Raw genomic sequence first — 24,834 nt, 5'->3', positions numbered from 1 at the left:
GCGACCAATTGCGGCCGTAGGCGCGATCTGACATACTTCGCGAAACATTGGTGGAGCGTCGCAGATGAATTTTCTCGAGCGAGCGGAATTATTTCTGGCAGGAATGTTCTTGTCGCTGGGCTTGGTTCATTTTGAAGTTGTAAATGATTTGGATCAGGCAGCTTTCTGGGTGACGGGCACAATGATCAGTTGCTGGGGAATTGGCGCGCTGCTTAAGCATCGTGAAAAGACCCTTGGCCCTTCAGTTAACTTCGACGATGCGAAGGGACGCTGATTGTATCTGGGGCTTATGTCCACTCTCCACCCCATTTTGGCCATTCGGTCCCGATCTGGATGCGATGACCGGACTTGACCGGTTGCGGACGCTCCCAATCCCGTTCGCATCGAGCGAAGTCGAGATGCCTATCGGGAAAGGCGGTGTGTCGATGGGTGTCTCGACTTCGCTCGACACGAACGGACATTGGAATGTTGGAAAGCGGTCAATTGCCGACGTTCATATATCGTCATCCCGGCGGAGGCCGGGATCTCGCCGGTGCGGTAAACCGAGAGGGTGAGATCCCGGCCTTCGCCGGGATGACGAATGTCTGGTAGCGACCGGTTGCGGCCATCAGATCCTCCCTGTGCCCCAGGCATGGGGAGGTGGCAGCCCGGAGGGCTGACGGAGGGGCTGATGGCGCAACGTCGCGGCCCCTCCACCCCTCGCTTCGCGAGCGGTCCCCCTCCCCATCGCTGCGCGACAGGGAGGATTTACGGCAAATTTCCACCCCGAAGCCGACGCCTTTGGTTGCCGGCGCAGCTTCACGCTTGTCAGCGGGCGGAGGGCAGGAGTAGATGCTTTGCATGAGCGATTTTCGTCCCCTGTCCGCCCAGTTCAGCGTCGCGCCGCAGATCGGTCTCGACGATATTGCCGAAGCGAGGGCGCAGGGCTTTGCGCTGATCGTCAACAATCGGCCCGACGGTGAGGAGCCGACGGCGCCGCAGGGCGCCGAAATCGGCCATGCCGCCGCGGCAGAGGGGCTCGCCTATGCCGCCATCCCGATCGGCCATGCGGGGTTCAGCCATGCGCAGATCGACGCGCTCGACGCCCTGATGGCCGATGCGACGGGGCCGATCCTCGCCTATTGCCGCTCGGGCACGCGTTCGACGCATCTGTGGGCACTCGCGCGGGCGCGTGCGGGCGACGATGTCGATGCGATCTGCAATGCGGCGGCAAAGGCGGGCTATGACTTGACGGGACTGCGGCTGATGCTCGACGCGCTCGCCGGCGGGAAATGACGACGGCCTTCTGGATTCAGACGGGCGGTTCGCTTGTCGCGGTGCTCGTCGTCGCCTGGCTCGTCGGGCGCATCGGACTCGGCGCCGACCCGCGCATCGCCGATGCCGAGCATGCGATCCGCCTTGCCGAAGAGGCCGAGGCGGGGTTCGGCGGCGTCGAGGTCGCGCGCGACCGCGCGGGCTTTGCCGCGATCGTCCGCAACGCCGAGGGGCGCATGATGCTGGTGCGCGCGCACGGCAATTTCTTTGCCGCGCGGCCGGTCGACGCGAGCGTCATCGGGCGGCTCGACAAGGATTTCCTGACGCTGACCATGGCCGAGCGGACCTTCGGCGCGGTGACGCTGCACCTGGGCAAGGAGGCGGGCATGTGGGCGAGCCGGATGCGGGAGATTGCGCGTGCCTGAGCTTCCCGATCCGGTCGTCTATGCGGTGCCCGCCTTCATCCTGCTGCTGCTCGTCGAAATGGTCGTGTCGCTGCGCGCCGACAAGAGCCGCTACGAGGCGCGCGACACGCTGACCTCGCTGATGCTCGGGACGGGCAGCCAGGTCGCGGGCGCGCTCGTCGGCGCGGCGGTCGTCGGCATGGCGGTGTGGGTGCACCAGTTCCGCCTTTTCGACATCGGCCTTGCGTTTCGCGAATGGTGGTGGGCGTGGGTCCTCTGCTTCTTCCTCGACGATCTGGCCTATTATGTCTTTCACCGGAGCGCGCACCGGGTGCGCTGGTTCTGGGCGAGCCATGTCATCCACCACAGCTCGCAGCATTATAATCTGTCGACCGCGCTCAGGCAGACGTGGACGGGCTTTTTCAGCCTGGGCTTCATCTTTCGCCTGCCGCTGTTCCTGATCGGCTTTCCGCCCGCGATGGTGTTCTTTTGCGCGGGGCTGAACCTGATCTACCAGTTCTGGATCCATACCGAGGCGATCAGGCGGATGCCGCGATGGTTCGAGGCGGTGATGAACACGCCGTCGCACCACCGCGTCCATCACGGCGTCAATCCGCGCTACCTCGACGCCAATTATGCGGGGGTGTTCATCATCTGGGACAGGATGTTCGGCAGCTTCGTCGCCGAACGCGACGACGAGCCGGTGCGCTATGGCATCGTCAAGCAGCTCGGCAGCTTCAACATCCTCTGGGCCGCGGTGCACGAGTGGGTCGGCATCGCCAAGGATGTGTGGCACGCGCCGTGGCGGCACAAGCTCGACTATCTGTGGCGCGAACCCGGCTGGAGCCACGACGGCAGCCGCGCGACGAGCGCGACGATCAAGGCACGCTGGGCGGCGGGGCAGCCGGTCGAGGAAGCGGCAGAGCAATTATCCCGTCACCCCGGACTTGATCCGGGGTCCCGCTCTTTCACCGCTATGAAGCGGGACCCCGGGTCAAGCCCGGGGTGACGGGATTGGCCTTGCCTCTCCCCCTAATGACATTCATGTAAGCACCCAGGCGACCGCCGACCCGGCGGCGAGGGGAGCGGCTTCATGGATCAGTTCGACATCATCGTCATCGGCGGCGGCAGTGCGGGGAGCGCGGCGGCGGGGCGGCTTGCCGAAGACGGGTCGCGGACGGTGTGTCTGGTCGAGGCGGGCGGGTCGAACGATCGGGTACGTGTCAAGACGCCGGGGCTGATGCCCTTCATCCCCAAATCGTCGAACTACCGATACGACACAGTGCCGCAGATCGGGCTGGGTGGCCGGATCGGTTACCAGCCGCGCGGACGCGGGCTGGGCGGGTCGAGCGCGATCAACGCGATGGTCTATATCCGCGGGCACGCCTTCGATTACGACCAGTGGGCGGCGCTCGGCGCGACGGGGTGGAGCTATGCCGATGTGCTGCCCTGGTTCAAGCGCAGCGAGGGCAATGAGCGCGGCGCCGACGAATGGCATGGCGGCGACGGGCCGCTCAATGTCATGGACCAGCGTTGGCCCAACGTTACGAGCAAGCGCTTCGTCGAAAGCGCGACGGCGCTGCAACTGCCGCGCACCGACGACTTCAACCGCGCCGACAATGAAGGGTTCGGCCTCTATCAGGTGACGCAGAAGGGCGGCGAGCGCTGGTCGGCGGCGCGCGCCTATGTCGAGCCGCTGCGCGCGCGCGCGAATTTCGACATTCGCACCGGCGCGCTGGTCGAGAAAATCCTGATCGAGCATGGGCGCGCGGTGGGGGTCATCATCCGGCGCGGGCGCAGGCGCGAGACGCTGCGCGCGCGCGGCGGCGTCGTGCTGTCGGCGGGGGCATTCGGCAGTCCGCAGATATTGATGCTGTCGGGGATCGGGCCCGCGGCGCACCTTCGCGAGCAGGGTATCGACGTCGCCCTCGACCGCGCGGGCGTCGGCGACAATCTGCAGGACCATATCGACTATGTTTCGAGCTGGGAGACGCGCTCGGCCGACCCCTTCGGCGACAGCCTGGGCGGAACGTGGCGGATGCTGAAAGCCATATTCGAACATCGCACCCGGCGCAGCGGGATCATGACGACCTGTTTCGCCGAAGCGGGCGGCTTCTGGAAATCGCGGCCCGACCTGCCCGCACCCGACATCCAATATCATTTCGTCCCCGCGATGCTCGAGGATCATGGCCGCACCAAGGTGAAGGGGCACGGCTTTTCGTGCCACGCCTGCGTGCTGCGCCCCGAAAGCCGGGGCACGGTGCGCCTTGCGTCGCCCGACGCGGCGGCGGCGCCCGCGATCGACCCCGGCTTTTTGACCGACGACCGCGACATCGCGACCTTGCGCGCAGGGGTGCGGATGATGCACCGGATCGTCGATGCGCCGCCGCTTTCCGACTATGCCGGGCGCGACCGCTATCCCGTCGACCTGTCGGACGACGCCGCGCTCGACGCGCTGATCCGCAGCCGCGCCGACACCGTCTATCACCCGGTCGGCACCTGTCGCATGGGCAGCGACGCCGATGCGGTGGTCGACCCGACGCTGAAGCTCAACGGCGTCGAGGGGCTGTGGGTCGCCGATGCCAGCATCATGCCGCGGCTGGTGTCGGGGAACACCAATGCGCCGAGCATCATGATCGGCGAACGCGCAGCCGCTTTTGTCAGGGCCGCGCTAGCCGCTTAGGGCGCGCAGGATTCCGCCAGCGTCCGTCCGCTCGCGGTCAGCGCATAGCGCGTGGCGGGCGGACGAAGGTCGAGCAGTTCGCGCGTCACCAGCCGGTGCGTCCCGAGCGCCTTGAGCCCCTGCGACAGCGCGCGCGGGCTTGCGGGCGGGAGCAGCCGCGCGAGCGCGTTGAACCGGTCGTGTCCCGCCGCAATCCCCGCGACCAGCGGCAGGCCCCAGCGCGTCGTCGCGCCGGGGGGCAGGCCGAGCGCAGCCTGCGCTTTCGCAATCGTCGCCGCGCGCGCGGCGGCCGCGGTGCCGGCCTCGGTCAATATATATTCGGGACGCAGCGGGTGGCCGTGACCCGGGTTGCGCGCGATCCAGCCCAGCGCCGCCGCGGCGGCGAGCGTGCGCGTCAGGCTGTCGCGCGACAGGTCGAGGCGGTGGACGAGCTCGACAAAGCGCGCGCCGCGATGCGCGGCGAGATCGGCGAGCAAGGGCACGAGCCAGCGGTGCGCGGACAGCTGGGCGAGCAGCGGATCGGACATGCTTGACGGCATTTGCAAGTAACTATACAAAACGGACTTAATGCGCAAGCCGGATGGGCGGTCGCGCGCGACCGAGTCTGGAGGGACAGAGATTATGACAGTCGAAATCGGATCGGAACTGACCTGCTCGATGGGCGTCACCGACATGGCCGCATCGATCGCCTGGTACGAACGCGTGATGCACTGCACATTGCTCTATCGCGTCGACGAGATCGGCTGGTGCGAGCTCGCCACGCCAATGAAGGGGGTCAACATCGGCCTCAGCCAGGTCGAAAATGTCGTGCAGGGCGGCGGCGCGACCAATGTGTTCGAAGTCGCCGACATCGACGCGGCCAAGGCGCATCTCGATGCCGAGGGCGTGCGACAGGATGGCGAAATTCGCCATATCGAGGGGCTGGTGAAGCTCGTCACCTTCTATGACCCCGACGGCAACTGCTTCATGTTTTCGCAATCGGAACAGTCTGCATGACGCCATCGCTGGCCGCCTGGCTTCTTGTGCTCGCGTCGCACCAGCCATCGATGCCCGCAACCGCAACCGCAACCGCCACCGTCGCCGAAGCGCCGACGCTCGCGGCGTTTCGCGGGAATTGGGGAGGCGAAGGCATCGCCTTCGGCCGACCGGCGCGCGCGACACTCGCCATTGGTCCAGCCGACGACGGCGGCATGGCGCTCGCCTACCGCCTTGTCGTCGAGCGCGAGCCCGCCATCGCCTATTCGGCGCACGCCGATTATCGCATCGATGCGAAGGGACGCGTGCGCGGTCGCTGGTCCGACAGTCGTGGACAGATGCGGCCGGTTACGGGAATTCTGACGTCGGAGGGCCTGTCGACCCATTGGGGAAGCGCGGACGTCGAGATCGGCCGCTCGACCTATATGTTGCACTCCGACGATGGGCTGACGGTTACCGATTCGGTGCTGCAACACGACGGCAGTTGGCGCGTTTTTGCGACGCTGCGCTATCGCAAGAATCCCTGAATTTCGGCATTTCCGGGAGCCGCGCGCGGAACGGGCAAAAAAAGAGGGCCGGAACTTTCGTCCCGGCCCAGCCTTTCAGGCTCTCCCCTCCTGAAACTCTTGACAGACTGAATGCCATATTAATGTCATGATGAAAAGGCCTAAACTTGCGGCATGGCTGCCTAAATGTTGTGCAGTGCAGCAATGCACAAAAAAAGGGCCGGCGCGTGAAGCGACCGGCCCTTTGCCCCCCGATCAGAAGGTCTTGCGTGCCGTGATGCCAAAGGTCCGTGGCTGCCCGACGCTGTAGCCGAGGCGCGCCCGCCCGCCGCGTTCGCGGTCGAACGACAGCAGTGCATTTTCGTCGAACACATTGTTGACATAGACGATCAACGACAGCCCGCTGTCAAAGTCGACGCCCGCGCTGAGGTTGACCAGCTGATAGTCGGGCAGCTCAAGGTCGACCGTCGTCGCGGCGTTCGCCGGTGCGCCGCCGAACGGCAGCCCGTGCGTGAAGGTGCGCGGGTTGTTTTCCTGGTCGGCAGGCTGTGTGTAGCGCGTCCCGACATGCTGGAACGACGCCGCGACATAGGCGCTCGCGCGGTCACCGATCGGCCATTCATAGCTGCCCGAAGCCGACAGCTGGAATTTGGGGACCGAAGGTAGGCGGTTGCCGTCGCGGATGCCGGTCGCGGCCGTCAGCGCGCCAGGAAGCGTCGTGTCGAATTCGGCTTCGATGATGCTTCCGGACAGGTCAAAGCTGAGCCCCTGTGCGGGGTTCAACCCGAGCTCGAATTCGAGCCCCATCGAATGCGCCTTGTCGACGTTGAAGACGATACGCGACGAACAGGTGCCCGCATCGAGCGTGACCTGCAGATTGCGGATATCGTTGTAGAAGCCAGCGGCGTTGAAGGTGAAGCCGCGCCCCTGCGACTTCACGCCAAGCTCGTAGTTCCACAGCGTCTCGTCGTCATAATCCTGGAAGCCGCCGAAGAGCGCCGCATCGGTCGGCGAGCAAAGCGGCAGGTTGAGCGGATCGTTGACGCCGCCGAGACGGAAGCCCTTTGACGCCTGCGCGTTGACGGACACATTGTCGCTGACGTCATAGGAGAGCAGGAATCGCGGTGTGAAACCGTCGGACTTGGTGCTGTCAGTGCGGTTGTCGCCGTTCGAGAACAGGCCGCCCGAAACGAAACTGCGCGTTTCCTTGAAGTCGTAATAGCGCCCGCCAGCCGTCGCGGTGAAGGCGTCGGTGATATCATAGCTGACCTCGCCGAAAATCGCGAACTGCTTGATGTCATAGGGCAGGTCGGCGTTGTACGGCGAATTGGGTCCGAACCCGTTCGCCGCGCCCGCCGAGGTGCCCGCACCGAGCGTCGCGTCCGTCACCGCGTCATAGCCGGGGGTCGGCAGCCGCTGCATATAGACTCGGTCGATCGTCGAATAGAATCCGCCGACGACCCATTGGAAGCGACTGTCATTGTCCGACGCCAACCGGACCTCCTGCGTCCAGACTTCCAGGTCGGTGGTATCGACAAGGTTCGACGGCAGCAGCACGCCTGCGTCGGGGAAGCCGAGGTCGACCGACACCGATCCGGTGAGCGCGCTGGCATCACGGCTGACGAGGATGTCGCGGTTGATATAGCTGGTGACCGAGGTCAGCGACGCGCCGCCGAGTCCGATATTGATGTTGAGATCGGCGATCAGCGTCTCGTCCTCGAACGCCTCGCGCAGCAGCAGATATTGCTGACGTTCGTCGAACGTCACCGCGGGGCGCGTCGTCGTGAACGGGTTGGCATAGAGATTGTAGATCTCCTGCCGGTTGAACCCGTCGGCCTTGACCTTCTGATAGACGATGCGCGGGGTGATCGAGAAATTGTCGGAGGGTTCGAAGGTCAGCGCAAGGCGCCCGCCATAGCGCTCGCCGCTGTTGACATCGTCGCCGCCCGCCGGGCCGATGGCGTTGATGAAGCCGCCATAGCGCGTGTAATATCCGACCGCGCGCAGCGCCGCCGTGTCGCCCATCGGGACGTTCACTGCGCCCTTGAGGTGGCCGCCGATGTCGTCGCCGTCGACGAGGTTGAGGTTCGCCTCGACGCTGCCTTCCGTAACCCCGATTTTTGGCTGGTTGGTGATGTAGCGGATCGTTCCGCCGACCGAACCCGAACCGAACAACGTCCCCTGCGGACCGCGCAGCGTTTCGACGCGGTTGAGGTCGTAGAGGTCGATGTCGGGCGTGAAAAGCGATAGCGAGATCACGCTTTCGTCGAGATAGACGCCGACCTGTTCCTTGACGCCGGGCTGGTCGCGGACGACCTGCCCCGCCGATACGCCGCGCACCGATACCTGGCTCTGGCCCGGGCCGAGGTTCTGGACCGACAGGCCCGCGACATTGCGCGACAGGTCCTCGAGCGTCACGGCGCCCGACTTCTGGATGTCCTCAGCCGTTTGCGCGTTGATCGAAAAGGGAATGTCCTGGATGCTGGCATCGCGCTTCGTCGCGGTCACGACGATGGCATTGCCGTCATATCGGTCTGCAGGGGCGTCCTGTGCGGCGGCGGGTGTGGCGATTGTCAGGGCAAAAAGCGACAGTCCGGCCAGCATCGTAGAACGTGCGTGCATCATAATCCTCCTCCAAATTGCCGGGTCTGTGCCCGGTCATGCTTAGGAGTGCGCTTGCGGGCGGCATTTCGCAACGGTCGTTGCGGTTGAGACGAAAAAAGGTCGCAGCATGTTGCTTCGCGGCCACAGTCGAAAAAAATGGCCGGGACGTCAGTCCCGGCCAGTGGTTCGCAGGAGGAACCTGGGGAGGACCCCGCCGCTCGCCTTTGAAAGAGGAGAGAGTGCGGCGGCGGGTGTCCTGTCTCGTGCAATCAGTAGTTGTAGGCGCGCTCCCCATGCTCGCCGAGGTCGAGGCCTTCGCGCTCGACTTCGTCGGAGACGCGCCCGCCGGTCACCATCTTGGCGATGTAGAAAGCGATCGCCGAACCGATGCCCGACCAGAGGACCGCGACAACGACCGACTTGATCTGGATCCACAACTGGGTGCCGAGGGCATAATCGTCACCGGCCGGACCGCCGAGCGCCGACAACATCGTCACCGCCGTCAGCACCGAGCCGATCAGGCCGCCGAGGCCGTGGATGCCGAACACGTCGAGCGAATCGTCGAAGCCGAGCTTGGGCTTCACCTTCATGACGAACCAGCAGCAGACCATGCCCGCGATCGCGCCGAGCAGGATCGCGCCGAACGGACCCGAGTTGCCCGCGGCCGGAGTGACCGCGACAAGACCGGCGATCGCGCCCGAGCAGGCGCCGAGCAGCGAGCCCTTGTGACCGAGCATGCGCTCGGCGAGCATCCAGAAAAGGACGCCGGCAGCGGTCGCGGTGAAGGTGTTGATCAGCGCAAGGCCGGCCGAACCATTGGCTTCGAGCGCCGAACCGGCGTTGAAGCCGAACCAGCCCACCCAGAGGAGACCGGTGCCGATCAGCGTCATGGTCAGCGAGTGCGGCGCCATGATTTCTTTCTGATAGCCATTGCGCTTGCCGATGATCATGCAGCCGACGAGCGCCGCGACACCCGCGTTGATGTGGACGACGGTGCCGCCTGCGAAATCGAGCGCGCCCCAGTCGAAGATCAGGCCCGTGGTCGCGGAGTCGGCGCCGGCGTACCAGACCATGTGCGCGATCGGATAATAGACGAGCGTCAGCCAGATGATCGCGAAGACCATCACCGCCGAAAATTTCATGCGCTCGACAAGCCCGCCGAGCACGAGCGCGACGGTGATCGCCGAGAAGGTCATCTGGAAGGCGATGAAGACGAATTCGGGGATTTCGAAACCCTCGGAGAAGGTCGCGACCGTCGAATCGGCGGTGACCCCGGCAAGGAAAAGCTTGCCTGCCGAGATGAACTGGTTGGCATCGCCGCCAAAGGCGAGGCTGTAGCCGAACATCACCCACATGATCATCGCGAGGCTGGCGACCGCGATGATCTGCGTGAGCACCGACGCCATATTCTTGGTGCGGACAAGGCCGCCGTAAAAGAGCGCGAGGCCGGGGACGATCATCGCCATCACGAGCACGGTCGCGGTGATCATCCATGCGGTGTCGCCCTTGTCGACGACCGCGGCCGCCGTTTCCTCGGCGACCTCGGCCACCGCCTCGGTGGCTTCCTGCGCCCAGGCGGGCAGCGCGGCGAACAGCGCAAGGCCCGTGGCCCCGGCGCCCGCCGCCATCTTGCTAGCGAATTTCATTGCTTCCCCCTTCATCGTTACAGCGCCGCTTCGCCGGTCTCGCCGGTGCGGATGCGCACGGCCTGACCCACGTCGAGCACGAAAATCTTGCCGTCACCGATCGAACCGGTGCCGGCGCTTTGCTGGAGTGTTTCGACAACGCGCGCCGCGAGGGCGTCGTCGCAGACGAGCTCGATCTTCACCTTCGGCACCATATTGGTCGCATATTCGGCGCCGCGGTAAATTTCGGTCTGTCCCTTTTGCCGGCCGAAACCCTTGACCTCGGTCACGGTCATGCCGGCGATGCCCAGCCCGGTCAGCGCCTCGCGCACCTCGTCGAGCTTGAACGGTTTGATGATAGCCAGGATCAGCTTCATGATGCCCCCTTCTGCTTATGGCACCATGTTGCAGTGCAACAGCCGTGCCAGATTGCGCGGGACGGCAGAAAGTTAACATTTTGTGACGGTTTTGCGCCCCTGGACGCACGCAAACGTTCAATCGATGGGCAGCGCACACGCGCGAATGCCTATTTTATAGGCATGCAAGGGCGATCGGCGGCGGCTATCCGGTCGGCTTGAACTTCGCCCAGATCGGCAGATGGTCGGACGCGCGCGCGGCGAGCGGGCTGTTGTGCACCCCCGCCTCGACGGCTTCGAGATGGCGCGAGGCAAAGATGCGGTCGAGCCGCGCGACCGGGCGGCGGCTGTGAAAGCTGTGGCCGGTATCGACCATCGCGTGATGCTCGCCGAAATCGTGGAGGCAGCCGCCGCGGCTGCGCCACTCGTTGCAGTCGCCCATCAGCACCGTCGGCAGATCTTCGCCATCGGCGACATGATCGAGGATGGCGCGCGCCTGATGGCGGCGGCGCAGCCCCGATATGTCGAGGTGCATCCCGACGACACGCAGCCTGGTGTCGCCGATGCGCACGGTGGCGGCGACGGCGCCGCGCGGCTCGAGCGTCGGCAGGTGGAGCGCATGACTCTCCTCGACCTCGGCACCGCGCCGTACGAGCAGCGCGTTGCCGTGCCAGCCGATCGCATAGGGGCGCCCGTCGAGCAGGTCGACGGGAACATAGTCGCTTTCGTCGAACATATGCGGGGGGATGGCGCTTGCACGCGTGCCGAAACGGCGGTCGGCTTCCTGCAATGCGATGATGTCGGCGTCGAGTTCGCGCAGCACCGACAGCACCCGCCCGGGATCGCGGCGGCGGTCGAGCCCGATGGCCTTGCGCATATTGTAACTGGCGACTTTTACCATGATCGAATGCGACGGACCCTGTTGCTTTGGGGGCAGCTCCTGCCGGGCAGCCGCTGCATTGCTCCGTTCAAAAACAAAGACGGCCCTTCGACAAGGTCAGGACGAACGAACAGGCGGGCAGGTTGCGAATTCACCCGATGTCGAACTCCGCCATCAGCGCCTTTGCCTCGTCGAGATCCTCGTCGAGCACCATGACGCGCACCGGGATCATCAGCCCCACGCTCTCGGCGATGTTCATCCCCGCATCGAAACATACCGCATGCACCCCGGCGCTTTCGAGGCGCCCGCGCAGCAGCTCGGCCTCGGCGCCATTGGGCAGCCGCACCAGTTCGACGAGCGCCATCAGCCCTCGGCGTCCTGCGGCTCACCGGCGATATAGCGGTCGGTGGCGCGCGTCGGCAGCCCGTCGATGCTTCGCGTCCGCCCCTGGAGCTTCTCGACCCACGCCGCCGGGTCGGCCTGGCGGTGATATTTTTGCAGTGTTTCGCGCTCGTTCTGCAACTCCATCATCGGCACGCCCCACCCGCAGCTCGTCTGCACGCTGTCGACGTCGATGACGAAAATCTGGCGGGTCCCGGGCAGCAGGGTGAAGCGCGCGGCGAGTTCGTCCCATTCGCCGTCCTGCGGCAACACCGCGCGCCCGCGCCCATAGATGCGCAGGATCAGGGCGGTGCGGTCAAAGGCGCAGAACATGACGGTGATCCGGCCGTCGGCGGCGAGATGCGCGTGCGTCTCGTTCCCCGACCCGCCAAGGTCGAGATAGGCGACCTGGTTTTCCGACAATATCTTGAAACAGTCGCCATAGCCTTTGGGCGACAGGTTGATGCGCGCGTCAGCCGCAGCGGTCGCGGTGAAGAAGACCGGCTGCTTTTCGATGAAGGCGATATGCTTGGCGGTCAGCGCGTCGGTGAATTCGGCCATGATCGATACTCCGCAGGCTAACCTAACGATCCGGCCCTATCACCAATTCTTCCCCGCTTCTATCGCTGCCCGTTCGTCGGGCCGTGTCGAACGGCCGAGCGCGGCGTTGCGGTGCGGGAAGCGGCCGAAGCGATCGACGATGTCGAAATGCGCCTTGGCATAATCCTGAAACATCGGGTCGTCGAACTGCGCGAACAGGCGCAGCGATTCGCGCTGGTCGCCAATGTCTTCGCTATGCTGGAAAGGAAGGCAGGCGAACTGCCGCCTGTCGTCGGCCCAGCCCTTATGCCATTCGCGTTCGACAATTCCGCGCGCGATCGCGCGCGCGAGGCTGTCGGTCGCAAAGGCTTCGGCCGATCCGCGAAAGATGTTGCGCGGGACCTGGTCGAAGAGGATTGTCGCGGCCAGCGCGGTTTCAGGGTCAGTCAGGAAAGACGCCGCGGGAAGCGAGCGCAGCGCCGCGTGCCAGTCGGCGGCAAGGTCGCGGACCGCCTGGTCGAAGTCCGCGCCGCCGCCGTACCAGTCATCCATGCCGTGCGCGTCGAACCAAAAGGAGAGCAAACGCGCCGCCCAATCGTCGGGCGGCGCGGGAATCTCCCGTTCGATGCTATCGCTCATCCGCGCGACTATTCGGACGCGGGGCGCCGATAAGGGACGAATTCGCCGAGCGAAACAAAGCCGCGATAGAAATGGGCCTGACGGTCGTGCAATTCCACCGTGTCGATGCTGCACAGCCGGTTGCCGATCAGCTTGGTGACGAGGATATCGTCGTCATTGAGCGCGTCGGCACCGCTGCGCGGACGGTTGACGTACAGCGTCCCTCCCGAACGATAGACGATCGCGGTCTTGTCGATGACCTGCGAACTCTGCGTCGTGGTGAGCGAGATGCAATTTTGCGGTTCCCCCGCCACACGGCCTTCGAGCAGCTTTGCCAGTTCTTCCTCGGGCGTAAGCTTTTCTTTGGCCGCCAAGGCGGCGGGACTCGCGGCCACGGCAGCGGCCAGCAGGATAGTGATCAATGGGCGCATGTTTCGACTCCTATGCTTCAACATAGCCTCCCTGTCGCCATCCTAGAAGAGCGGGTGTTAACGGCGGCTGACTCGCGCCGCTGCCGTCAGGCCGCCGTTGCCGGTTAACAGGTCGGAAGCGGAATGCCGAGCGGACCCTTGCACTTCTTTTTCTTTTCAGGCTCGGCGGGAGCTTCGCTTCCGCCGCGGCTCGACCCGCCCATGCCGCCAAAATCGGCGCCGATCATCAGCGACGTCTGCGAACGGAACCGGACCTTTGCCGTCCAGTCGATGTTCCACACCGCATTGCCTGCGGGCTTGGGCGGATAGGAGAAATTGGCCTCTGGCCCGAAGGCGTTGAGATTGCCGAACATCATCTCGCCCGACGCCTTCTTGGCCTCGGCCGGGATTTCGCAGCTTGTCTGCGCGGGCGGCATCACGATCTTCTTCGCAACCAGGTTCGCAACGGTCGCCGGAGGCAACCATTCCCACAGGCCGCCGCCGAACTCGCGCGCGCTTGCGCTTGTCCACCAGACCATGTCGGCGTTGCCGCCGCCGCGGTCCATCCCGCCGAACGCCCAGGCGACATAGCCGGTCGCGGGCGCAATCTGGTTCCAGCGGATCATCACCGAACCGTCCGCCTGCTGCGTTGTCGACGCGTTCAGCCCCGGCATATAATCCTGCGCCAGCGTGAAATTAATCTCGGGGCCGACATTGCTCGCGACGCGGTGCGCGCCGAGCAGCGAGCTGCCCGCGGGCACCGGCTTTGACGATTTCCGATTCGGCCAATCGGCGTAGGAGGCGCTGTTCGACGCCATCACTTCGCGAACGCGCGGCACGGTCGAGGTGAAGAGGTTCGGCGGCATTTGGCCCGCCGCCATCTTCGAAAAGTCAATGACGACCGGCTGGCCGGGTCCGGCCTTCGCCCCGCAGCCCCAGAACAACAGCAAACGTCCCTTGGGACGTTCGAAGTCCTTGGGGACTTCATTATATTCGGTTTCGGTGCGCTTGCCGGGTTCGTGGGGCAGGAGCGGCACCGATGCCCCCAGCTTTGCTTGCGGAAGAAAGAAATGATCGGCTTTAACCGGAGGGCTCGATGGTGCCTGGTTCGAACCCAGCCGCAGTTCGAGCGTGTGCGCGACGCGGCTTTCTGGCGAGCCGCCGAACATCATGCCGAGCGCGCTCCCCATTCCCGGCTTGCCGCCGCCAGCGGTCATCGCCGCAAAGCCGGACATCGTCGCGACATCCATTTCATACCGTTCCTTGGGACCGGTCGACCGCTGTGCGGAACCCGGAACGGCGGCGAGCATCGCGGCAATCGTCGCGACCGAAACAAAGCGAAAAGACGAACGCATGAAAAACCTCCCTTGTCGGACGGAATTCCCGTGCGGGATGTTGTCCGATTCAAAACTGCTGTCGAGCATTAATTGCCCGGCGCCGGCGTCGCCAAGCTGTGCTGACAGTCACAAGGGGAGGGAAATTCGACGAATACCCACTACAGGCCGACAAAGACCTGCATTTTTGCGTCGCCCCCTGGGGTCAGGCAGTGCCGCCGACGGTGAGCCCGCTGACCAGCAAGGTCGGCTGGCCGACGCCCGCGGGGACGCTTTGCCCGCCCTTGCCGCAGATGCCGATGCCTTCGTCGATCGCCATGTCGTTGCCGATGCCTGTAACCTTGGTCAGCACGCTCGGCCCGTCGCCGATCAAGGTCGCGCCCTTGATCGGGTCGCCAAGCTTGCCGTCCTTGATCTTGTAGGCTTCGGTGCAGCTGAAAACGAACTTGCCCGACACGATGTCGACCTGCCCGCCGCCAAAGCTCTTGGCAAAAATGCCGTTCTTCACGCGGCTCAGCAGTTCGGAGGGATCGTCGTGGCCGCCGCGCATGAAGGTGTTGGTCATCCGTGGCATCGGCGCATGGGCAAAGCTTTCGCGGCGCCCGTTGCCCGTCGGTTCGACCCCCATCAGCCGCGCGTTGAGCCGGTCCTGCATATAGCCCTTCAATATGCCGTCCTCGATCAGCACGGTCTCGCGCGTCGGGGTGCCTTCGTCGTCGATCGACAGCGAGCCGCGGCGACCGCCGCCCACCGGGCTTGCCATTGCGCCATCGTCGACCACCGTCACGCCGGGTGCGGCGACGCGTTCGCCGATGCGGCCCGAAAAGGCACTCGTTCCCTTGCGGTTGAAATCGCCTTCGAGCCCGTGGCCGACCGCTTCGTGAAGCAGGACACCGGGCCAGCCGGGGCCGAGCAGCACGGTCATTTCGCCCGCCGGCGCGTCGACCGCGCGCAGATTGACGAGCGCCTGCGCCAGCGCTTCGTCGATCGCGCGGTTCCACTGCGCTTCCTCGAACAGATGATCGTACATATAGCGACCGCCGAGGCCGAAATAGCCGCTCTCGCGCCGTCCGTTTTCCTCGACCACAATGCTGACGTTCAGCCGCACGAGCGGCCGGATGTCGGTCGCGAGGAAGCCGTCGGCGCGGACGATCTCGACGACCGACCAGCTGCCGGCAAGGCTGACCGACACCTGGGCGATGCGCGGATCGCGTGCGCGCGCCGCGGCATCGATTTGCTGGCAGAGCGCGACCTTCTTGGCGAAGGGGACGAGGTCGAGCGGGTTCGCCTCGTCATACAGGTGGCGGTTGGTGCGCGCCGGCGGCGGCGCGTGCGGCGCCTTCGCGGGGTCGAGCAGCGCCAGCGTCTCGGCGGCGCGTCGGATCGCGCCCGCGCTGATGTCGCTCGCATGGGCAAAGCCCGTCATTTCGCCCGACACCGCGCGCAGGCCGAATCCCGCGTCGGTCGAATAGTCGGCGGTCTTGAGGCGGCCGTCGTCGAATCCGAAGCTCTCGGTCGCGCGATATTGCAGGTAGAGTTCGCCATCGTCGGCCCTCGCCAGCGCCTCGCGCGTCAGCTGCTGCGCCAAATCGGGGTCGAGCGCATCGGTGCGATAGAGGAAGCGGCGAGGATCGGTGAGGCTTGTCATTTGCGCGATATAGGCACGGGGGCGTGGTTGCGCAAAGTCGCCTTGACGCTTTTGTGCGATCTCCGCCCCGCGCCTCAGCGATAGGCGTCGCGCAATTCGCGCTTGAGCACCTTGCCGATGGGGCTGCGCGGCAGCTCGGCGACAGTGCGAATCGCGCTCAATCGCTGAGTCTTGCCGACCTTTGCGTTGCAGTCGGCGCGCACCGCCCCGGCATCGGCGCCCGGGACCAGAACGACGAAGGCAACGGGGGTTTCGCCCCACTCCTCGCTCGGCATCCCGACCACCGCGGCCTCGACGACGCGTTCGTCGGCGAGCAGGATGGCCTCGAGATCGCTCGGATAGATGTTGAACCCGCCCGAGATGATCATGTCCTTCGCGCGGTCCATCAGGGTCAGGAAGCCGTCCTCGTCGAAGCGTCCGATGTCGCCGTGGCGATAGAAGAGATTCCCCTCGGCATCGCGCCAGTGCATCGCCTGCGTCGCATCGGGGCGGTTGTTGTATCCCGTCATCATCGCCGGACTGCGCCCGACGATTTCGCCGACCTCGCCCTGCGGCAGTTCGTTGCCCGCCTCGTCGATGACCTTGGCGATATGACCCGGCGCGGGCTGGCCGACGGTGTGGAGCTTGTCGGGATATTTATGCGCTTCGAGCAAAAAGGCCGCGCCGCCCTCGGTCATGCCGTAGATTTCGACGAGCCCGCCGGGCCAGCGTTTCAAAATGTCGGCCTTGAGCGCGGCGGGGAAGGGCGCCGAGGTGCAATATTTCATGACAAAGCTCGACAGGTCGAAGCGGTCGAAATCGTCGAGCGCCATGATGCGGCGATACTGGACGGGGACGAGCATCGTGTTGGTCGCGCGCTCGCGCTCGGCAAGTTCGAGGAAACCGCGTGCGTCGAACTTTTTCATCAGCACGACGCGCCCGCCCGACCCGACCGTCGGCATGAAGCTCGCCATCGTCGTGTTCGAATAAAGCGGCGTCGACAGGATCGTCACCGCGCCGTGGCCATAGGCGGGCGCGCCGCGGACGATATGCTGCCAGCGCATCGCCTGGCTTTGCACGATGCCCTTCGGCGTGCCGGTCGTCCCCGACGAATAGATGATGTTGAAGCCGTCTTCGGGCGCGACTGCGACCGGCGCAGGGCGCGCGCCGGGGGCGGCCATCCATGCCGAAAGCCGCGTGCCCGCGTCGCTTTCGTCCATCGCGATGCGATCGGACGCCCGCACATCCAGCCCGGCAAGGCTCGCGGCGGCAGCGCTGTCGAGGAAGAGGTGGCGCGCGCCGGTGTCGGCGATCATCGCCGCCATCTGTTCGCCGGTCGCGCTGTTGGTAATCAGCCCCGCGACGCCGCCGGCGCGGAGGGTGCCGAGAATGACCGCCACCTGCTCGACGCTGTTGAGCCCCGCAATCGCCGTGCGGTCGCCCTTCGCAAAGCCATCGGCCTGCAGGCGCGTCGCGATTCGGTCGGTGAGCGCGTCGAGTTCGGCCCAGCTCAGGCGCCGTTCGGGGTCCGCCGCCGCTACGGCATCGGGGCGTTCGACGGCGTGCGCGCGGACGAGGTCGGGCAGGGTGGCGAAAGCGCTTTCGAGCATGGCGGTGCTGGTCATCGCATCGGGGTAGCACAGCAATATCTGCGCGCAATGGCGCCCCATCGCATTCGGCGGCGCACGCCGGGGCCGCCTCGCTTGACCAAAAGTTTCAGTCCGCTACTCATTTGGCGACACGATAAACATGATTCCGGAGACGATGCCCGATGCACCCTTCTGTCCACGCGCAAACGCATCCCGACAAACCGGCGGTGATCGTCGCGGAGACCGGCGAGACGCTGAGCTATGCCGAACTCGATGCCTTGTCGAACCGCGCCGCGCAGCTGTTTCGCGGGCGGGGGCTCGGGCATGAGGATGTCGTTGCCTTCATGCTCGACAACACGCCGCGCTATTACGGGCTGACCTGGGGCGCGCAGCGCGCGGGGCTGCGCTATGTCTGCATCTCGTCGCGGCTGACGCAGGACGAGACCGACTATATCCTCGAAAATTCGGGGGCAAAGCTGCTCGTCGTATCGGCGAGCCTCGCGCCCGCGGCGCTCGAACTGGAGACGACGATCGCGCGCTTCTCGATGGGAGGGGAGATTGCGGGCTGGCCGGCGATCGAGGAGGCGCTTGCCGCAATGCCTTCCGAGCGGATCGCCGACGAACGCGCCGGAGTCGACATGCTCTATTCGTCGGGGACGACGGGGCGGCCCAAGGGGGTCAAGGTTCCCTTGCCCGAGGAGCGCGCAATCGATGCGCCCAACAGCCTCGTCATGCTGGCGGCTGCGGCGTTTGGCATCGGTCCCGACAGCATCTATCTGTCGCCCGCGCCGCTCTATCATGCCGCGCCGCTGCGCTGGTCGATGACGATCCACCGGCTCGGCGGAACGGTCGTGCTGATGAAGAAATTCGACCCCGAAGGCGCGCTTGCCGCAATCGAGACCTATCGCTGCAACAGCGCGCAGTTCGTGCCGACCCATTTCGTGCGGATGCTCAAGCTGCCCGAAGCGGTGCGCGCGAAATATGACGTGTCGTCGATGAAGGGCGCGATCCACGCGGCTGCGCCGTGTCCGGTGCCGGTCAAGCAGGCGATGATCGACTGGTGGGGTCCGGTGCTGCTCGAATATTATGCCGGGTCGGAGGGCAATGGGATGACCTTCGCATCGAGCGCCGACTGGCTCGCGCACAAGGGGACCGTCGGGCGTCCGCTCAACGGGGCGGTGCATATCATGGCCGAGGACAAGGAAAGCGAGCTGCCCGCCGGTGAGGAGGGCATCGTCTTTTTCGAAAGCGAGAATGTTTTCGAGTATCACGACGATCCCGAAAAGACGGCGGCGAGCCGCAACAGCCGCGGCTGGACGACGCTGGGCGATGTCGGAAAGGTCGACGCCGACGGGTTCCTCTACCTCACCGACCGCAAGAGCTTCATGATCATTTCGGGCGGGGTGAACATTTATCCGCAGGAGATTGAGAATCATCTGGTGACGCACCCGAAGGTCGCCGACGTTGCGGTCGTCGGCGGCCCGCACGAGGAGATGGGCGAGGAAGTGATCGCCGTTATCCAGCTCTCGGACATGGCCGACGCGACCGACGCCTTTCGCGACGAACTGGTCGCCTTTGCGCGCCAGAAGCTGTCGGGGATCAAAATCCCGCGGCGGATCGATTTCGTCGAAGCCCTGCCGCGGCATGACACGGGCAAGCTCTACAAGCGCCTGCTCCGCGACAAATATTGGGAGAAGGCGAAGGCCGAAGGCGTAAGCGCGTGACCGATCGGGTCGAGTTCTTTTTTGACCTGTCGTCGCCCTGGACGTGCCTTGCCTTTCACAACCTGCCTGCGCTGCTCGAGCGGACGGGCGCGAGCGCACGCTATCGCCCGATCCTGGTCGGCGGGGTGTTCAATGCCGTCAATCCGGCGGTCTATGCCGCGCGCGAACAGGCCGACAACCGGCGGCTCGCGCATAGCTGGAAGGTGCTGAAGGACTGGGCGCGCCTTGCGGGCGTGCCGATGAACTTTCCGTCAAAGTGGCATCCGGCCAAGAGCGTCGCGGCGATGCGCTTCTGCTGCGCTCTGGAGGATGACCAGGCGGCGCTGGTGCGCTTTGCGCGCGGCGCCTTTGCGAGCTATTTCGGCGCGCAGGAGAATCTCGACGACCCTGCGGTGCTGATCGCGGTTGCCGATTCCGCGGGGCTCGACGGTGCAGCGGTCGCCCAGGCTGCGGTGGGCGACGATGCCAAGGCGCGGCTGCGCGCCAACACCGACGAGTTGATCGCGCGCGGCGGCTATGGATCGCCAACGATCTTCGTCGACGGCGACGACATGTATTTCGGAAACGACCAGCTCCCGCTCGTAGAGGCGGCGCTTGAAAGGACTCTCCCATGAAGGACCGCATTTCGATCACCATGCTGGAGGACGGCATCGCCGACGTCCGGCTGATCCGCGCCGACAAGATGAACGCGCTCGACGGCGCGATGTGGGAGGCGCTCGCCGAGGCGATCGACACGCTGAAGGCCACCGACGGGCTGCGCGTCGTCGTGCTGTCGGGCGAGGGGCGCGCCTTTTGCGCGGGTCTCGACCTCTCCAGCCTGTCGGCCGACCGCGATCCGGGCGCGAGCAGCGCGGGCGGCAGCCTGTCCGACCGCACCAAGGGGATTGCGAACAACGCCCAATATGTCGCCTGGGGCTGGCGCGAACTTCCCGTTCCGGTCATCGCGGCCGTGCATGGCGTCGCATTCGGCGCGGGCAGCCAGATCATGGCGGCGGCGGACATCCGCATCGTCCATCCCGACACGCGGATTGCGATCATGGAAATGCGCTGGGGCCTCGTCCCCGACGTCGCGGGCATGGCGCTGTGGCGCACGCAGGTCGCCGACGATGTGCTGCGCGAGATGATCTATACCAACCGCGAGTTCAACGGGAGCGAGGCGAAGCTGCTCGGTTTCGCGACGCATGTCTCCGACGAGCCGCTGGCGCATGCGATGGATCTCGCCCGCACGATTGCGGGCAAGAATCCCCATGCGATCCGCGGTGCGAAGCGGCTGTGCAACATGCTCGGCCACGCGAGCGACGCCGAAATCCTGCAGGCCGAAAGCGACGAGCAGGTCAAGGTTATCCGCACCCCCAACCAGATCGAGGCGGTGATGGCGCACATGCAGAAACGCGCGCCAAACTTCGTCGATTAGACTGCCAGCAACTCCAGAAACCGCACCGCATTGTTCCAGTCGCGCTGTTTCGCGGCGCGCGCCTTTTGCGCGTCGCTGTCGGCGCCCCAGCGGCGTTCCTGATAAAGTTCGTCAAGGGTGACTGCGGACCATAGGATATCGGCATCGAAAGCCCGTTCGATCAGCGCGAGACCTGCGACGAGCGAGCCACCGATGGTGACGAGCGGCGCCAATGGCGCGAGCCGAAACGGCGTTTGCGCGAGCACGGCGTCCCGCAACCCAGCCAATGTCGCCGGGGGCTGGTCGACCGGCAGCACGCCCTGCGCGAGGTTGAACTCCACGCCATAGCGCGACTCGGCCCATGCAAGCAGCGGGTTCCAGCTTGCCGCCTGCTCGGCCTGAAGCGCAGCGTCGCGGTCATCGCGGTAGCAGAAAAGGTCGCTTTCGGCATAAGCGGCAATCGGTGCGGCAAAGGCGGGGGGGGCGGGAAGCGCAAGGTCGATCGCGGCATTGGCGATGCCGGTCATCGGCATGCGCGCTGGATCGAGCGTGTCGCCTTGCACGTCCCATTCGGCGACGATGGCCTGCGCAAGCGCCTCGCTCGGTACCGAAAGCGGCGCACGGCCCGGGGTGCGCACCGGCCGCTCGTCGAGCGCGATACTCCAGCCGTCCGGTTCGCGGACGGCGGCGGCGGCCTTCCAGAACCGCTTCACAGGTCGCGCGGCGAACGCCAGCGGCGTGCGAGGATTTTCGGCATGACCGCAAAATCGAAGGCGCCGACGAGAACAACGGCGACCCCGATCCAACGGTCGGTTGGCTGACCCGCCAGTTCAATGCCGCCGCGGATAAGGACAAAACCTGCCAGCACCAGAATTGCGCCCATGATGCGCATGCTGGACAGCGCCACAAAGCGCTTTTTGGCGAGGGCGTCGTCGGTCTGGGTCATGCGCTCTCCCTAGCGCCGCCAAGCTGGCGTATCAAATGTGCGAGCGCGCCGTGGCCCGTCGCCTCGATCCCCGCCGCGACGCGTTCGCGTTCGTCAGGCGATTTATTCTGCGACAGTTTCAGCGTCGGCCGCCACGCGGTGATGCGCATTTCGAACCCGACAATCGCACCCGTCATCTTGCCGAACAGCGCGGGTTCCATCTTGGCCCGTGTCCACGGCGGGTTTTCGCCGATCCGTGCCTCATGGAGCGCCGACAGGTCATCAAGCATCGCGACGAGCCCCGCGTCGTCGAGCTTGCGAACCTCGCCTTCCATTTCGATTGCGACATAATTCCATGTCGGCACCATCTTGTCGGCGGCGGCGTACCAATTGGCGCTGACATAAGCGTCGGGACCCTGCACGACCGCCAGCAATGTTCCGCCGTCGATATGTTTGGCGAGCGCATTGCCGCGCGAGATGTGAAAGCGCAGCGTCGCGTTGTCGTCGCCGAGCAGCACGGGCGCGTGCGCGACGCGCGGGCCGTCGGGAGTCGCAGCGAACAAGGCGGCAAAGCCGATCTCGCGTACGAACATGGGCGCAAGCTGGTCATCCTTGGGCCGAAAAATCTGGTTGGGGTGCATCAGCGTGTCTTTCGGGGGCCGGGTTTGCGCGCGCCGGGCTTGGCGGGGCCGCGGCGAGCCGGGGGCTTTCCGGTCTTTGCTTTGGGTTTGCCGACATTGTCGGTGGGCTTGCTCGTTGCGGTGCGTCCGCGGCGTTCGCCGCGGCGCGCCTTGCGGATCTGTTTGCTGTGCGCCTTGGCGGCGGCCTTCATCGCTGCCTTGGGGGCGGGCCCCCGTTCCTCTTCATCGGTGTGGATGTCGCCGAGCAGCAGGTCGAAGCCCAGCGCGTCGAGGCTCGCGGCGAAATGTTCGGGCAGGTCGGCGGTGACGTCGAGCTGGCCGCCGTCGGGATGATCGATCCGCAACCGCCGGCTGTGGAGGTGCAGCTTGCGGCTGATCGTGCCGGTCAGGAACGCACCCTTGCCTCCATATTTGCCGTCGCCGACGATCGGATGGCCGATCGCCGCCATATGGACGCGCAACTGATGCGTGCGCCCGGTGAGCGGTTGCAACTCGACCCACGCCGCACTGTTCCCCGCGCGTTCGATGACGCGATAGCGCGTTTTCGACGGCAGGCCGCTGTCGTGCACATGCATCTTCTCGCCGCCCGAACCGGGCTGCTTGGCAAGCGGCAGATCGATCTCGCCCTGCGCGATGTCGGGGACGCCGACGACGATCGCCCAATAGGTTTTCTTGGCGCTACGGTTCGAGAAGCTCTTGGCGAACCAGGCGGCGGCGCGCGGCGTGCGTGCGACGAGCAGCGCCCCCGATGTGTCCTTGTCGAGCCGGTGGACGAGCTTGGGACGCACGGGCGCATCATATTTGAAGGCGTCGAGCAAGCCGTCGACATGCGCGTCGGTCTTTGTCCCGCCCTGCGTCGCGAGGCCGGGAGGCTTGTTGAGCACCAATGCGCTCGCGTCGCGGTGGACGAGCATCGATTCGGCAAGTGCGACGTCGGCGTCGGTCAGCGGACGGTCCTTGCGCGCCGGGGGCGCCGTGCGTTCGACCGGCGGCGTAGGCATGGCGAGCGTTTGCCCTGCAGCAATCCTGTCCGACACGTCGGCCTTTTGCCCGTCGAGCGTGAGCTGCCCCGACCGCGCCCAGCGCGCGAGCAGGGCATGCGGGGTTCCCGGCCGGTGCCGTTTGAACCAGCGGTCGAGCCGGATGCCGTCATCCTCTTCGCCGATGGTCGCGCCGTCCATTTTTATGCCGCCACTCATGCCGGCACCTGCCGCATCATCAGAATGCCGATCCCGCAGGCCATGATCGCTCCGGCGACCGACGCAACTGCATAGGCTGCCGCCTGCGCAGTCTGGCCACGCTCGAAGAGCAGCCAGAATTCCATGCTGAACGACGAAAAGGTCGTGAAACCTCCCAGAAGGCCGACGCCGAGGAACAGCCGCGCCGCTTCGGTCGCTCCGCTGCGTGCGAAATGGCCGATCAGCAGCCCCATCGCCAGGCTGCCCACGACATTCACCGCGAGCGTCCACCATGGAAAGCCGGGGCCGAGCCGCGCGAGCATCGCATAGCCGACCAAATGCCGCGCGCCCGCGCCTATCGCGCCGCCGACCATCACTGGGAAAAGCCCGTTCATCCCGCCGCCCTAGCCCGAAAGATCGCGCGCGAAAAGCATCGCCATCATTATTCGCGCGCAGCCTTTGCCGACGAAGCTTGCTGTGCCCGCCAATCGGAGGGGCGAAGGAAATCGCCTTGCCAGACGCCGCGCCGCTGGGCCTGCGCGGCGGCTTCTTCGGCCAGATAGTCGTCGCTCGTCGCAACGGCCCAGCCCCGGCGGACTATTTCGGCGCCGATGTCGACGCCGTCGGGCGCGGTTCGGGTCCGACATTGTGCCAGGGTGCGCCCGTAATTGTCCTTGGCCAGGAAGCGGCAATGCAGCGCGCCGCGCCCGACGATCTGGTGCAGCGCGTCGCGCGCCTCGATGCCGCACGGCCAGTCGACGCGCTGGCGCGAGCAGGATTGGCGATATTCGACCGCATCGATTCCACGCAGGCGTACGGCCAGAGCGCGGCCGTCATACCGGACAATCAGGCTGTCGCCGTCGACGATGCGGATCGGCGCGACGGTTTCGACCGGTTCGGGATTCCACGTCCAAATGAGCGCGAGCATCGCCGCCAGCAGCAACAGCGCACCCGTCGCCCGCAGCCGCCGGCGCCAACGCAATCGGGGTACGGACAATCGCATGGCGCGGCGACTGGCCGCAGCCCGCATCGATGGCAAGCATCAAATGGGATTGACGATGAGAACAAATCGTGTCCAAAATGGAGTGACGCTGAACGCGCTGGTCGGACGCATGGCGACGATCAGCGCCTCTTTGGTCCGATTTGGCGACAAAGAGGAGCGAACAGGATGCGGTTGACACCGCATT

At 65.5% G+C, this 24,834-nt stretch carries 29 protein-coding genes; 11 read left to right on the top strand and 18 right to left on the bottom strand.

Features of this window, described 5'->3' with window-relative positions:
* Window positions 1–64: 64 nt before the first annotated feature.
* The 5 genes from H7692_RS08035 (at window position 65) to H7692_RS08015 (ending at window position 4,341) form a co-directional block, all read left to right on the top strand.
* Window positions 65–274: a hypothetical protein gene (locus H7692_RS08035; RefSeq protein ID WP_179493994.1), complete on the top strand. Its 210-nt coding sequence runs from the start codon at window positions 65–67 to the stop codon at window positions 272–274.
* A 566-nt stretch (window positions 275–840) separates the two neighbouring features.
* Window positions 841–1,275 (top strand): TIGR01244 family sulfur transferase, encoded by a 435-nt coding sequence (locus H7692_RS08030; RefSeq protein WP_222135418.1) that lies wholly within the window; start codon window positions 841–843, stop codon window positions 1,273–1,275.
* Window positions 1,272–1,679, top strand: coding sequence for a hypothetical protein (locus tag H7692_RS08025; RefSeq protein WP_201928843.1), 408 nt, complete (start codon window positions 1,272–1,274; stop codon window positions 1,677–1,679). Before H7692_RS08030 ends, H7692_RS08025 begins: the two co-directional genes overlap by 4 nt.
* On the top strand, window positions 1,672–2,667 hold the full coding sequence (locus H7692_RS08020) for a sterol desaturase family protein (protein ID WP_227340011.1): 996 nt from the start codon (window positions 1,672–1,674) through the stop codon (window positions 2,665–2,667). The genes H7692_RS08025 and H7692_RS08020 overlap by 8 nt, the downstream gene beginning before the upstream one ends.
* Before the next feature lie 84 nt (window positions 2,668–2,751).
* The gene (locus tag H7692_RS08015; RefSeq protein WP_222135419.1) at window positions 2,752–4,341 is read left to right on the top strand and encodes a GMC family oxidoreductase; all 1,590 of its coding nucleotides are present in this window, start codon (window positions 2,752–2,754) and stop codon (window positions 4,339–4,341) included.
* On the opposite strand, the gene H7692_RS08010 is transcribed toward H7692_RS08015, so the two are convergent.
* Window positions 4,338–4,868 (bottom strand): winged helix-turn-helix transcriptional regulator, encoded by a 531-nt coding sequence (locus H7692_RS08010; protein WP_201928845.1) that lies wholly within the window; start codon window positions 4,866–4,868, stop codon window positions 4,338–4,340. The genes H7692_RS08015 and H7692_RS08010 overlap by 4 nt on opposite strands.
* Window positions 4,869–4,962: 94 nt before the next feature.
* Here H7692_RS08010 and H7692_RS08005 point away from each other — a divergent pair, with 94 nt between their 5' ends.
* A complete protein-coding gene (locus tag H7692_RS08005) occupies window positions 4,963–5,337 on the top strand; it encodes a VOC family protein (RefSeq protein WP_227340010.1) in 375 nt (124 codons plus the stop codon).
* On the top strand, window positions 5,334–5,843 hold the full coding sequence (locus H7692_RS08000) for a hypothetical protein (protein WP_227340009.1): 510 nt from the start codon (window positions 5,334–5,336) through the stop codon (window positions 5,841–5,843). Before H7692_RS08005 ends, H7692_RS08000 begins: the two co-directional genes overlap by 4 nt.
* 234 nt (window positions 5,844–6,077) lie before the next feature.
* Here H7692_RS08000 and H7692_RS07995 read toward each other — a convergent pair whose 3' ends face one another.
* From H7692_RS07995 to H7692_RS07945, 11 genes are all read right to left on the bottom strand, one after another.
* Window positions 6,078–8,444, bottom strand: a complete 2,367-nt coding sequence (locus H7692_RS07995) for a TonB-dependent receptor (protein WP_201928848.1) — start codon at window positions 8,442–8,444, stop codon at window positions 6,078–6,080.
* Window positions 8,445–8,695: 251 nt separating this feature from the next.
* Window positions 8,696–10,072, bottom strand: a complete 1,377-nt coding sequence (locus H7692_RS07990) for an ammonium transporter (protein ID WP_222135423.1) — start codon at window positions 10,070–10,072, stop codon at window positions 8,696–8,698.
* Window positions 10,073–10,089: 17 nt separating this feature from the next.
* The gene (locus H7692_RS07985; protein WP_033074080.1) at window positions 10,090–10,428 is read right to left on the bottom strand and encodes a P-II family nitrogen regulator; all 339 of its coding nucleotides are present in this window, start codon (window positions 10,426–10,428) and stop codon (window positions 10,090–10,092) included.
* A gap of 184 nt (window positions 10,429–10,612) precedes the next feature.
* A complete protein-coding gene (locus H7692_RS07980; RefSeq protein ID WP_201928850.1) occupies window positions 10,613–11,308 on the bottom strand; it encodes an endonuclease/exonuclease/phosphatase family protein in 696 nt (231 codons plus the stop codon).
* Window positions 11,309–11,438: 130 nt separating this feature from the next.
* The gene (locus H7692_RS07975) at window positions 11,439–11,651 is read right to left on the bottom strand and encodes a DUF2007 domain-containing protein (RefSeq protein WP_201928851.1); all 213 of its coding nucleotides are present in this window, start codon (window positions 11,649–11,651) and stop codon (window positions 11,439–11,441) included.
* Window positions 11,651–12,229: a pyridoxamine 5'-phosphate oxidase family protein gene (locus H7692_RS07970; RefSeq protein ID WP_222135424.1), complete on the bottom strand. Its 579-nt coding sequence runs from the start codon at window positions 12,227–12,229 to the stop codon at window positions 11,651–11,653. Before H7692_RS07970 ends, H7692_RS07975 begins: the two co-directional genes overlap by 1 nt.
* 39 nt (window positions 12,230–12,268) lie before the next feature.
* Window positions 12,269–12,847, bottom strand: a complete 579-nt coding sequence (locus tag H7692_RS07965; protein WP_222135425.1) for a DUF924 family protein — start codon at window positions 12,845–12,847, stop codon at window positions 12,269–12,271.
* 8 nt (window positions 12,848–12,855) lie between these two features.
* A complete protein-coding gene (locus H7692_RS07960) occupies window positions 12,856–13,257 on the bottom strand; it encodes a hypothetical protein (protein ID WP_201928854.1) in 402 nt (133 codons plus the stop codon).
* A gap of 104 nt (window positions 13,258–13,361) precedes the next feature.
* Window positions 13,362–14,591, bottom strand: coding sequence for a hypothetical protein (locus H7692_RS07955; protein ID WP_222135426.1), 1,230 nt, complete (start codon window positions 14,589–14,591; stop codon window positions 13,362–13,364).
* 184 nt (window positions 14,592–14,775) lie between these two features.
* Window positions 14,776–16,218: a metalloprotease TldD gene (gene tldD / locus H7692_RS07950; RefSeq protein ID WP_222135427.1), complete on the bottom strand. Its 1,443-nt coding sequence runs from the start codon at window positions 16,216–16,218 to the stop codon at window positions 14,776–14,778.
* Between the two features lie 74 nt (window positions 16,219–16,292).
* On the bottom strand, window positions 16,293–17,822 hold the full coding sequence (locus tag H7692_RS07945; protein WP_227340008.1) for a class I adenylate-forming enzyme family protein: 1,530 nt from the start codon (window positions 17,820–17,822) through the stop codon (window positions 16,293–16,295).
* 146 nt (window positions 17,823–17,968) lie between these two features.
* Here H7692_RS07945 and H7692_RS07940 point away from each other — a divergent pair, with 146 nt between their 5' ends.
* The 3 genes from H7692_RS07940 to H7692_RS07930 are packed head-to-tail and all read left to right on the top strand — an operon-like array spanning window position 17,969 to window position 20,924.
* Window positions 17,969–19,510, top strand: a complete 1,542-nt coding sequence (locus H7692_RS07940) for an acyl-CoA synthetase (protein WP_227340007.1) — start codon at window positions 17,969–17,971, stop codon at window positions 19,508–19,510.
* The gene (locus tag H7692_RS07935; RefSeq protein ID WP_227340006.1) at window positions 19,507–20,124 is read left to right on the top strand and encodes a 2-hydroxychromene-2-carboxylate isomerase; all 618 of its coding nucleotides are present in this window, start codon (window positions 19,507–19,509) and stop codon (window positions 20,122–20,124) included. Before H7692_RS07940 ends, H7692_RS07935 begins: the two co-directional genes overlap by 4 nt.
* Window positions 20,121–20,924 (top strand): crotonase/enoyl-CoA hydratase family protein, encoded by an 804-nt coding sequence (locus H7692_RS07930; protein ID WP_222135431.1) that lies wholly within the window; start codon window positions 20,121–20,123, stop codon window positions 20,922–20,924. The genes H7692_RS07935 and H7692_RS07930 overlap by 4 nt, the downstream gene beginning before the upstream one ends.
* On the opposite strand, the gene H7692_RS07925 is transcribed toward H7692_RS07930, so the two are convergent.
* The 6 genes from H7692_RS07925 to H7692_RS07900 are packed head-to-tail and all read right to left on the bottom strand — an operon-like array spanning window position 20,921 to window position 24,650.
* A complete protein-coding gene (locus H7692_RS07925; RefSeq protein ID WP_227340005.1) occupies window positions 20,921–21,616 on the bottom strand; it encodes an ATP12 family chaperone protein in 696 nt (231 codons plus the stop codon). The two genes, H7692_RS07930 and H7692_RS07925, sit on opposite strands and share 4 nt — an antisense overlap.
* Window positions 21,613–21,849 (bottom strand): hypothetical protein, encoded by a 237-nt coding sequence (locus H7692_RS07920; protein WP_201928862.1) that lies wholly within the window; start codon window positions 21,847–21,849, stop codon window positions 21,613–21,615. Before H7692_RS07920 ends, H7692_RS07925 begins: the two co-directional genes overlap by 4 nt.
* Complete coding sequence (locus tag H7692_RS07915; protein ID WP_227340004.1) at window positions 21,846–22,469, bottom strand: FMN-binding negative transcriptional regulator; 624 nt, start codon at window positions 22,467–22,469, stop codon at window positions 21,846–21,848. Before H7692_RS07915 ends, H7692_RS07920 begins: the two co-directional genes overlap by 4 nt.
* On the bottom strand, window positions 22,469–23,668 hold the full coding sequence (locus H7692_RS07910) for an RluA family pseudouridine synthase (protein ID WP_222135434.1): 1,200 nt from the start codon (window positions 23,666–23,668) through the stop codon (window positions 22,469–22,471). Before H7692_RS07910 ends, H7692_RS07915 begins: the two co-directional genes overlap by 1 nt.
* Entirely contained in the window at window positions 23,665–24,042 is a 378-nt protein-coding gene (gene crcB, locus H7692_RS07905) for a fluoride efflux transporter CrcB (RefSeq protein ID WP_222135435.1), read from the bottom strand. Before crcB ends, H7692_RS07910 begins: the two co-directional genes overlap by 4 nt.
* A 47-nt stretch (window positions 24,043–24,089) precedes the next feature.
* Entirely contained in the window at window positions 24,090–24,650 is a 561-nt protein-coding gene (locus H7692_RS07900; protein ID WP_222135436.1) for a thermonuclease family protein, read from the bottom strand.
* Between H7692_RS07900 and H7692_RS07895 the strand changes: the two genes are divergently transcribed.
* On the top strand, window positions 24,649–24,825 hold the full coding sequence (locus H7692_RS07895) for a hypothetical protein (protein ID WP_222135437.1): 177 nt from the start codon (window positions 24,649–24,651) through the stop codon (window positions 24,823–24,825). The genes H7692_RS07900 and H7692_RS07895 overlap by 2 nt on opposite strands.
* The last annotated feature ends 9 nt before the right edge of the window (window positions 24,826–24,834 follow it).

It is taken from the genome of Sphingopyxis sp. P8, from assembly GCF_020622175.1.
GTDB classification, from domain to species: domain Bacteria; phylum Pseudomonadota; class Alphaproteobacteria; order Sphingomonadales; family Sphingomonadaceae; genus Sphingopyxis; species Sphingopyxis jiangsuensis.
Note: the sequence above shows the minus strand (reverse complement) of the source record. Positions and strands in the feature narration are given on the sequence as shown.

Bases quoted from the DNA above. Each gene is read 5' to 3' on its own strand.
- H7692_RS08035 (WP_179493994.1), top strand. From the start codon at position 65: ATGAATTTTCTCGAGCGAGCGGAATTATTTCTGGCAGGAATGTTCTTG.
- H7692_RS08030 (WP_222135418.1), top strand. From the start codon at position 841: ATGAGCGATTTTCGTCCCCTGTCCGCCCAGTTCAGCGTCGCGCCGCAG.
- H7692_RS08025 (WP_201928843.1), top strand. From the start codon at position 1,272: ATGACGACGGCCTTCTGGATTCAGACGGGCGGTTCGCTTGTCGCGGTG.
- H7692_RS08015 (WP_222135419.1), top strand. From the start codon at position 2,752: ATGGATCAGTTCGACATCATCGTCATCGGCGGCGGCAGTGCGGGGAGC.
- H7692_RS08010 (WP_201928845.1), bottom strand. From the start codon at position 4,868: ATGTCCGATCCGCTGCTCGCCCAGCTGTCCGCGCACCGCTGGCTCGTG.
- H7692_RS08005 (WP_227340010.1), top strand. From the start codon at position 4,963: ATGACAGTCGAAATCGGATCGGAACTGACCTGCTCGATGGGCGTCACC.
- H7692_RS08000 (WP_227340009.1), top strand. From the start codon at position 5,334: ATGACGCCATCGCTGGCCGCCTGGCTTCTTGTGCTCGCGTCGCACCAG.
- H7692_RS07995 (WP_201928848.1), bottom strand. From the start codon at position 8,444: ATGCACGCACGTTCTACGATGCTGGCCGGACTGTCGCTTTTTGCCCTG.
- H7692_RS07990 (WP_222135423.1), bottom strand. From the start codon at position 10,072: ATGAAATTCGCTAGCAAGATGGCGGCGGGCGCCGGGGCCACGGGCCTT.
- H7692_RS07985 (WP_033074080.1), bottom strand. From the start codon at position 10,428: ATGAAGCTGATCCTGGCTATCATCAAACCGTTCAAGCTCGACGAGGTG.
- H7692_RS07980 (WP_201928850.1), bottom strand. From the start codon at position 11,308: ATGGTAAAAGTCGCCAGTTACAATATGCGCAAGGCCATCGGGCTCGAC.
- H7692_RS07975 (WP_201928851.1), bottom strand. From the start codon at position 11,651: ATGGCGCTCGTCGAACTGGTGCGGCTGCCCAATGGCGCCGAGGCCGAG.
- H7692_RS07970 (WP_222135424.1), bottom strand. From the start codon at position 12,229: ATGGCCGAATTCACCGACGCGCTGACCGCCAAGCATATCGCCTTCATC.
- H7692_RS07965 (WP_222135425.1), bottom strand. From the start codon at position 12,847: ATGAGCGATAGCATCGAACGGGAGATTCCCGCGCCGCCCGACGATTGG.
- H7692_RS07960 (WP_201928854.1), bottom strand. From the start codon at position 13,257: ATGCGCCCATTGATCACTATCCTGCTGGCCGCTGCCGTGGCCGCGAGT.
- H7692_RS07955 (WP_222135426.1), bottom strand. From the start codon at position 14,591: ATGCGTTCGTCTTTTCGCTTTGTTTCGGTCGCGACGATTGCCGCGATG.
- tldD (WP_222135427.1), bottom strand. From the start codon at position 16,218: ATGACAAGCCTCACCGATCCTCGCCGCTTCCTCTATCGCACCGATGCG.
- H7692_RS07945 (WP_227340008.1), bottom strand. From the start codon at position 17,822: ATGACCAGCACCGCCATGCTCGAAAGCGCTTTCGCCACCCTGCCCGAC.
- H7692_RS07940 (WP_227340007.1), top strand. From the start codon at position 17,969: ATGCACCCTTCTGTCCACGCGCAAACGCATCCCGACAAACCGGCGGTG.
- H7692_RS07930 (WP_222135431.1), top strand. From the start codon at position 20,121: ATGAAGGACCGCATTTCGATCACCATGCTGGAGGACGGCATCGCCGAC.
- H7692_RS07920 (WP_201928862.1), bottom strand. From the start codon at position 21,849: ATGACCCAGACCGACGACGCCCTCGCCAAAAAGCGCTTTGTGGCGCTG.
- H7692_RS07915 (WP_227340004.1), bottom strand. From the start codon at position 22,469: ATGCACCCCAACCAGATTTTTCGGCCCAAGGATGACCAGCTTGCGCCC.
- H7692_RS07910 (WP_222135434.1), bottom strand. From the start codon at position 23,668: ATGAGTGGCGGCATAAAAATGGACGGCGCGACCATCGGCGAAGAGGAT.
- crcB (WP_222135435.1), bottom strand. From the start codon at position 24,042: ATGAACGGGCTTTTCCCAGTGATGGTCGGCGGCGCGATAGGCGCGGGC.
- H7692_RS07895 (WP_222135437.1), top strand. From the start codon at position 24,649: ATGGCGCGGCGACTGGCCGCAGCCCGCATCGATGGCAAGCATCAAATG.
- H7692_RS07900 (WP_222135436.1), bottom strand. From the start codon at position 24,650: ATGCGATTGTCCGTACCCCGATTGCGTTGGCGCCGGCGGCTGCGGGCG.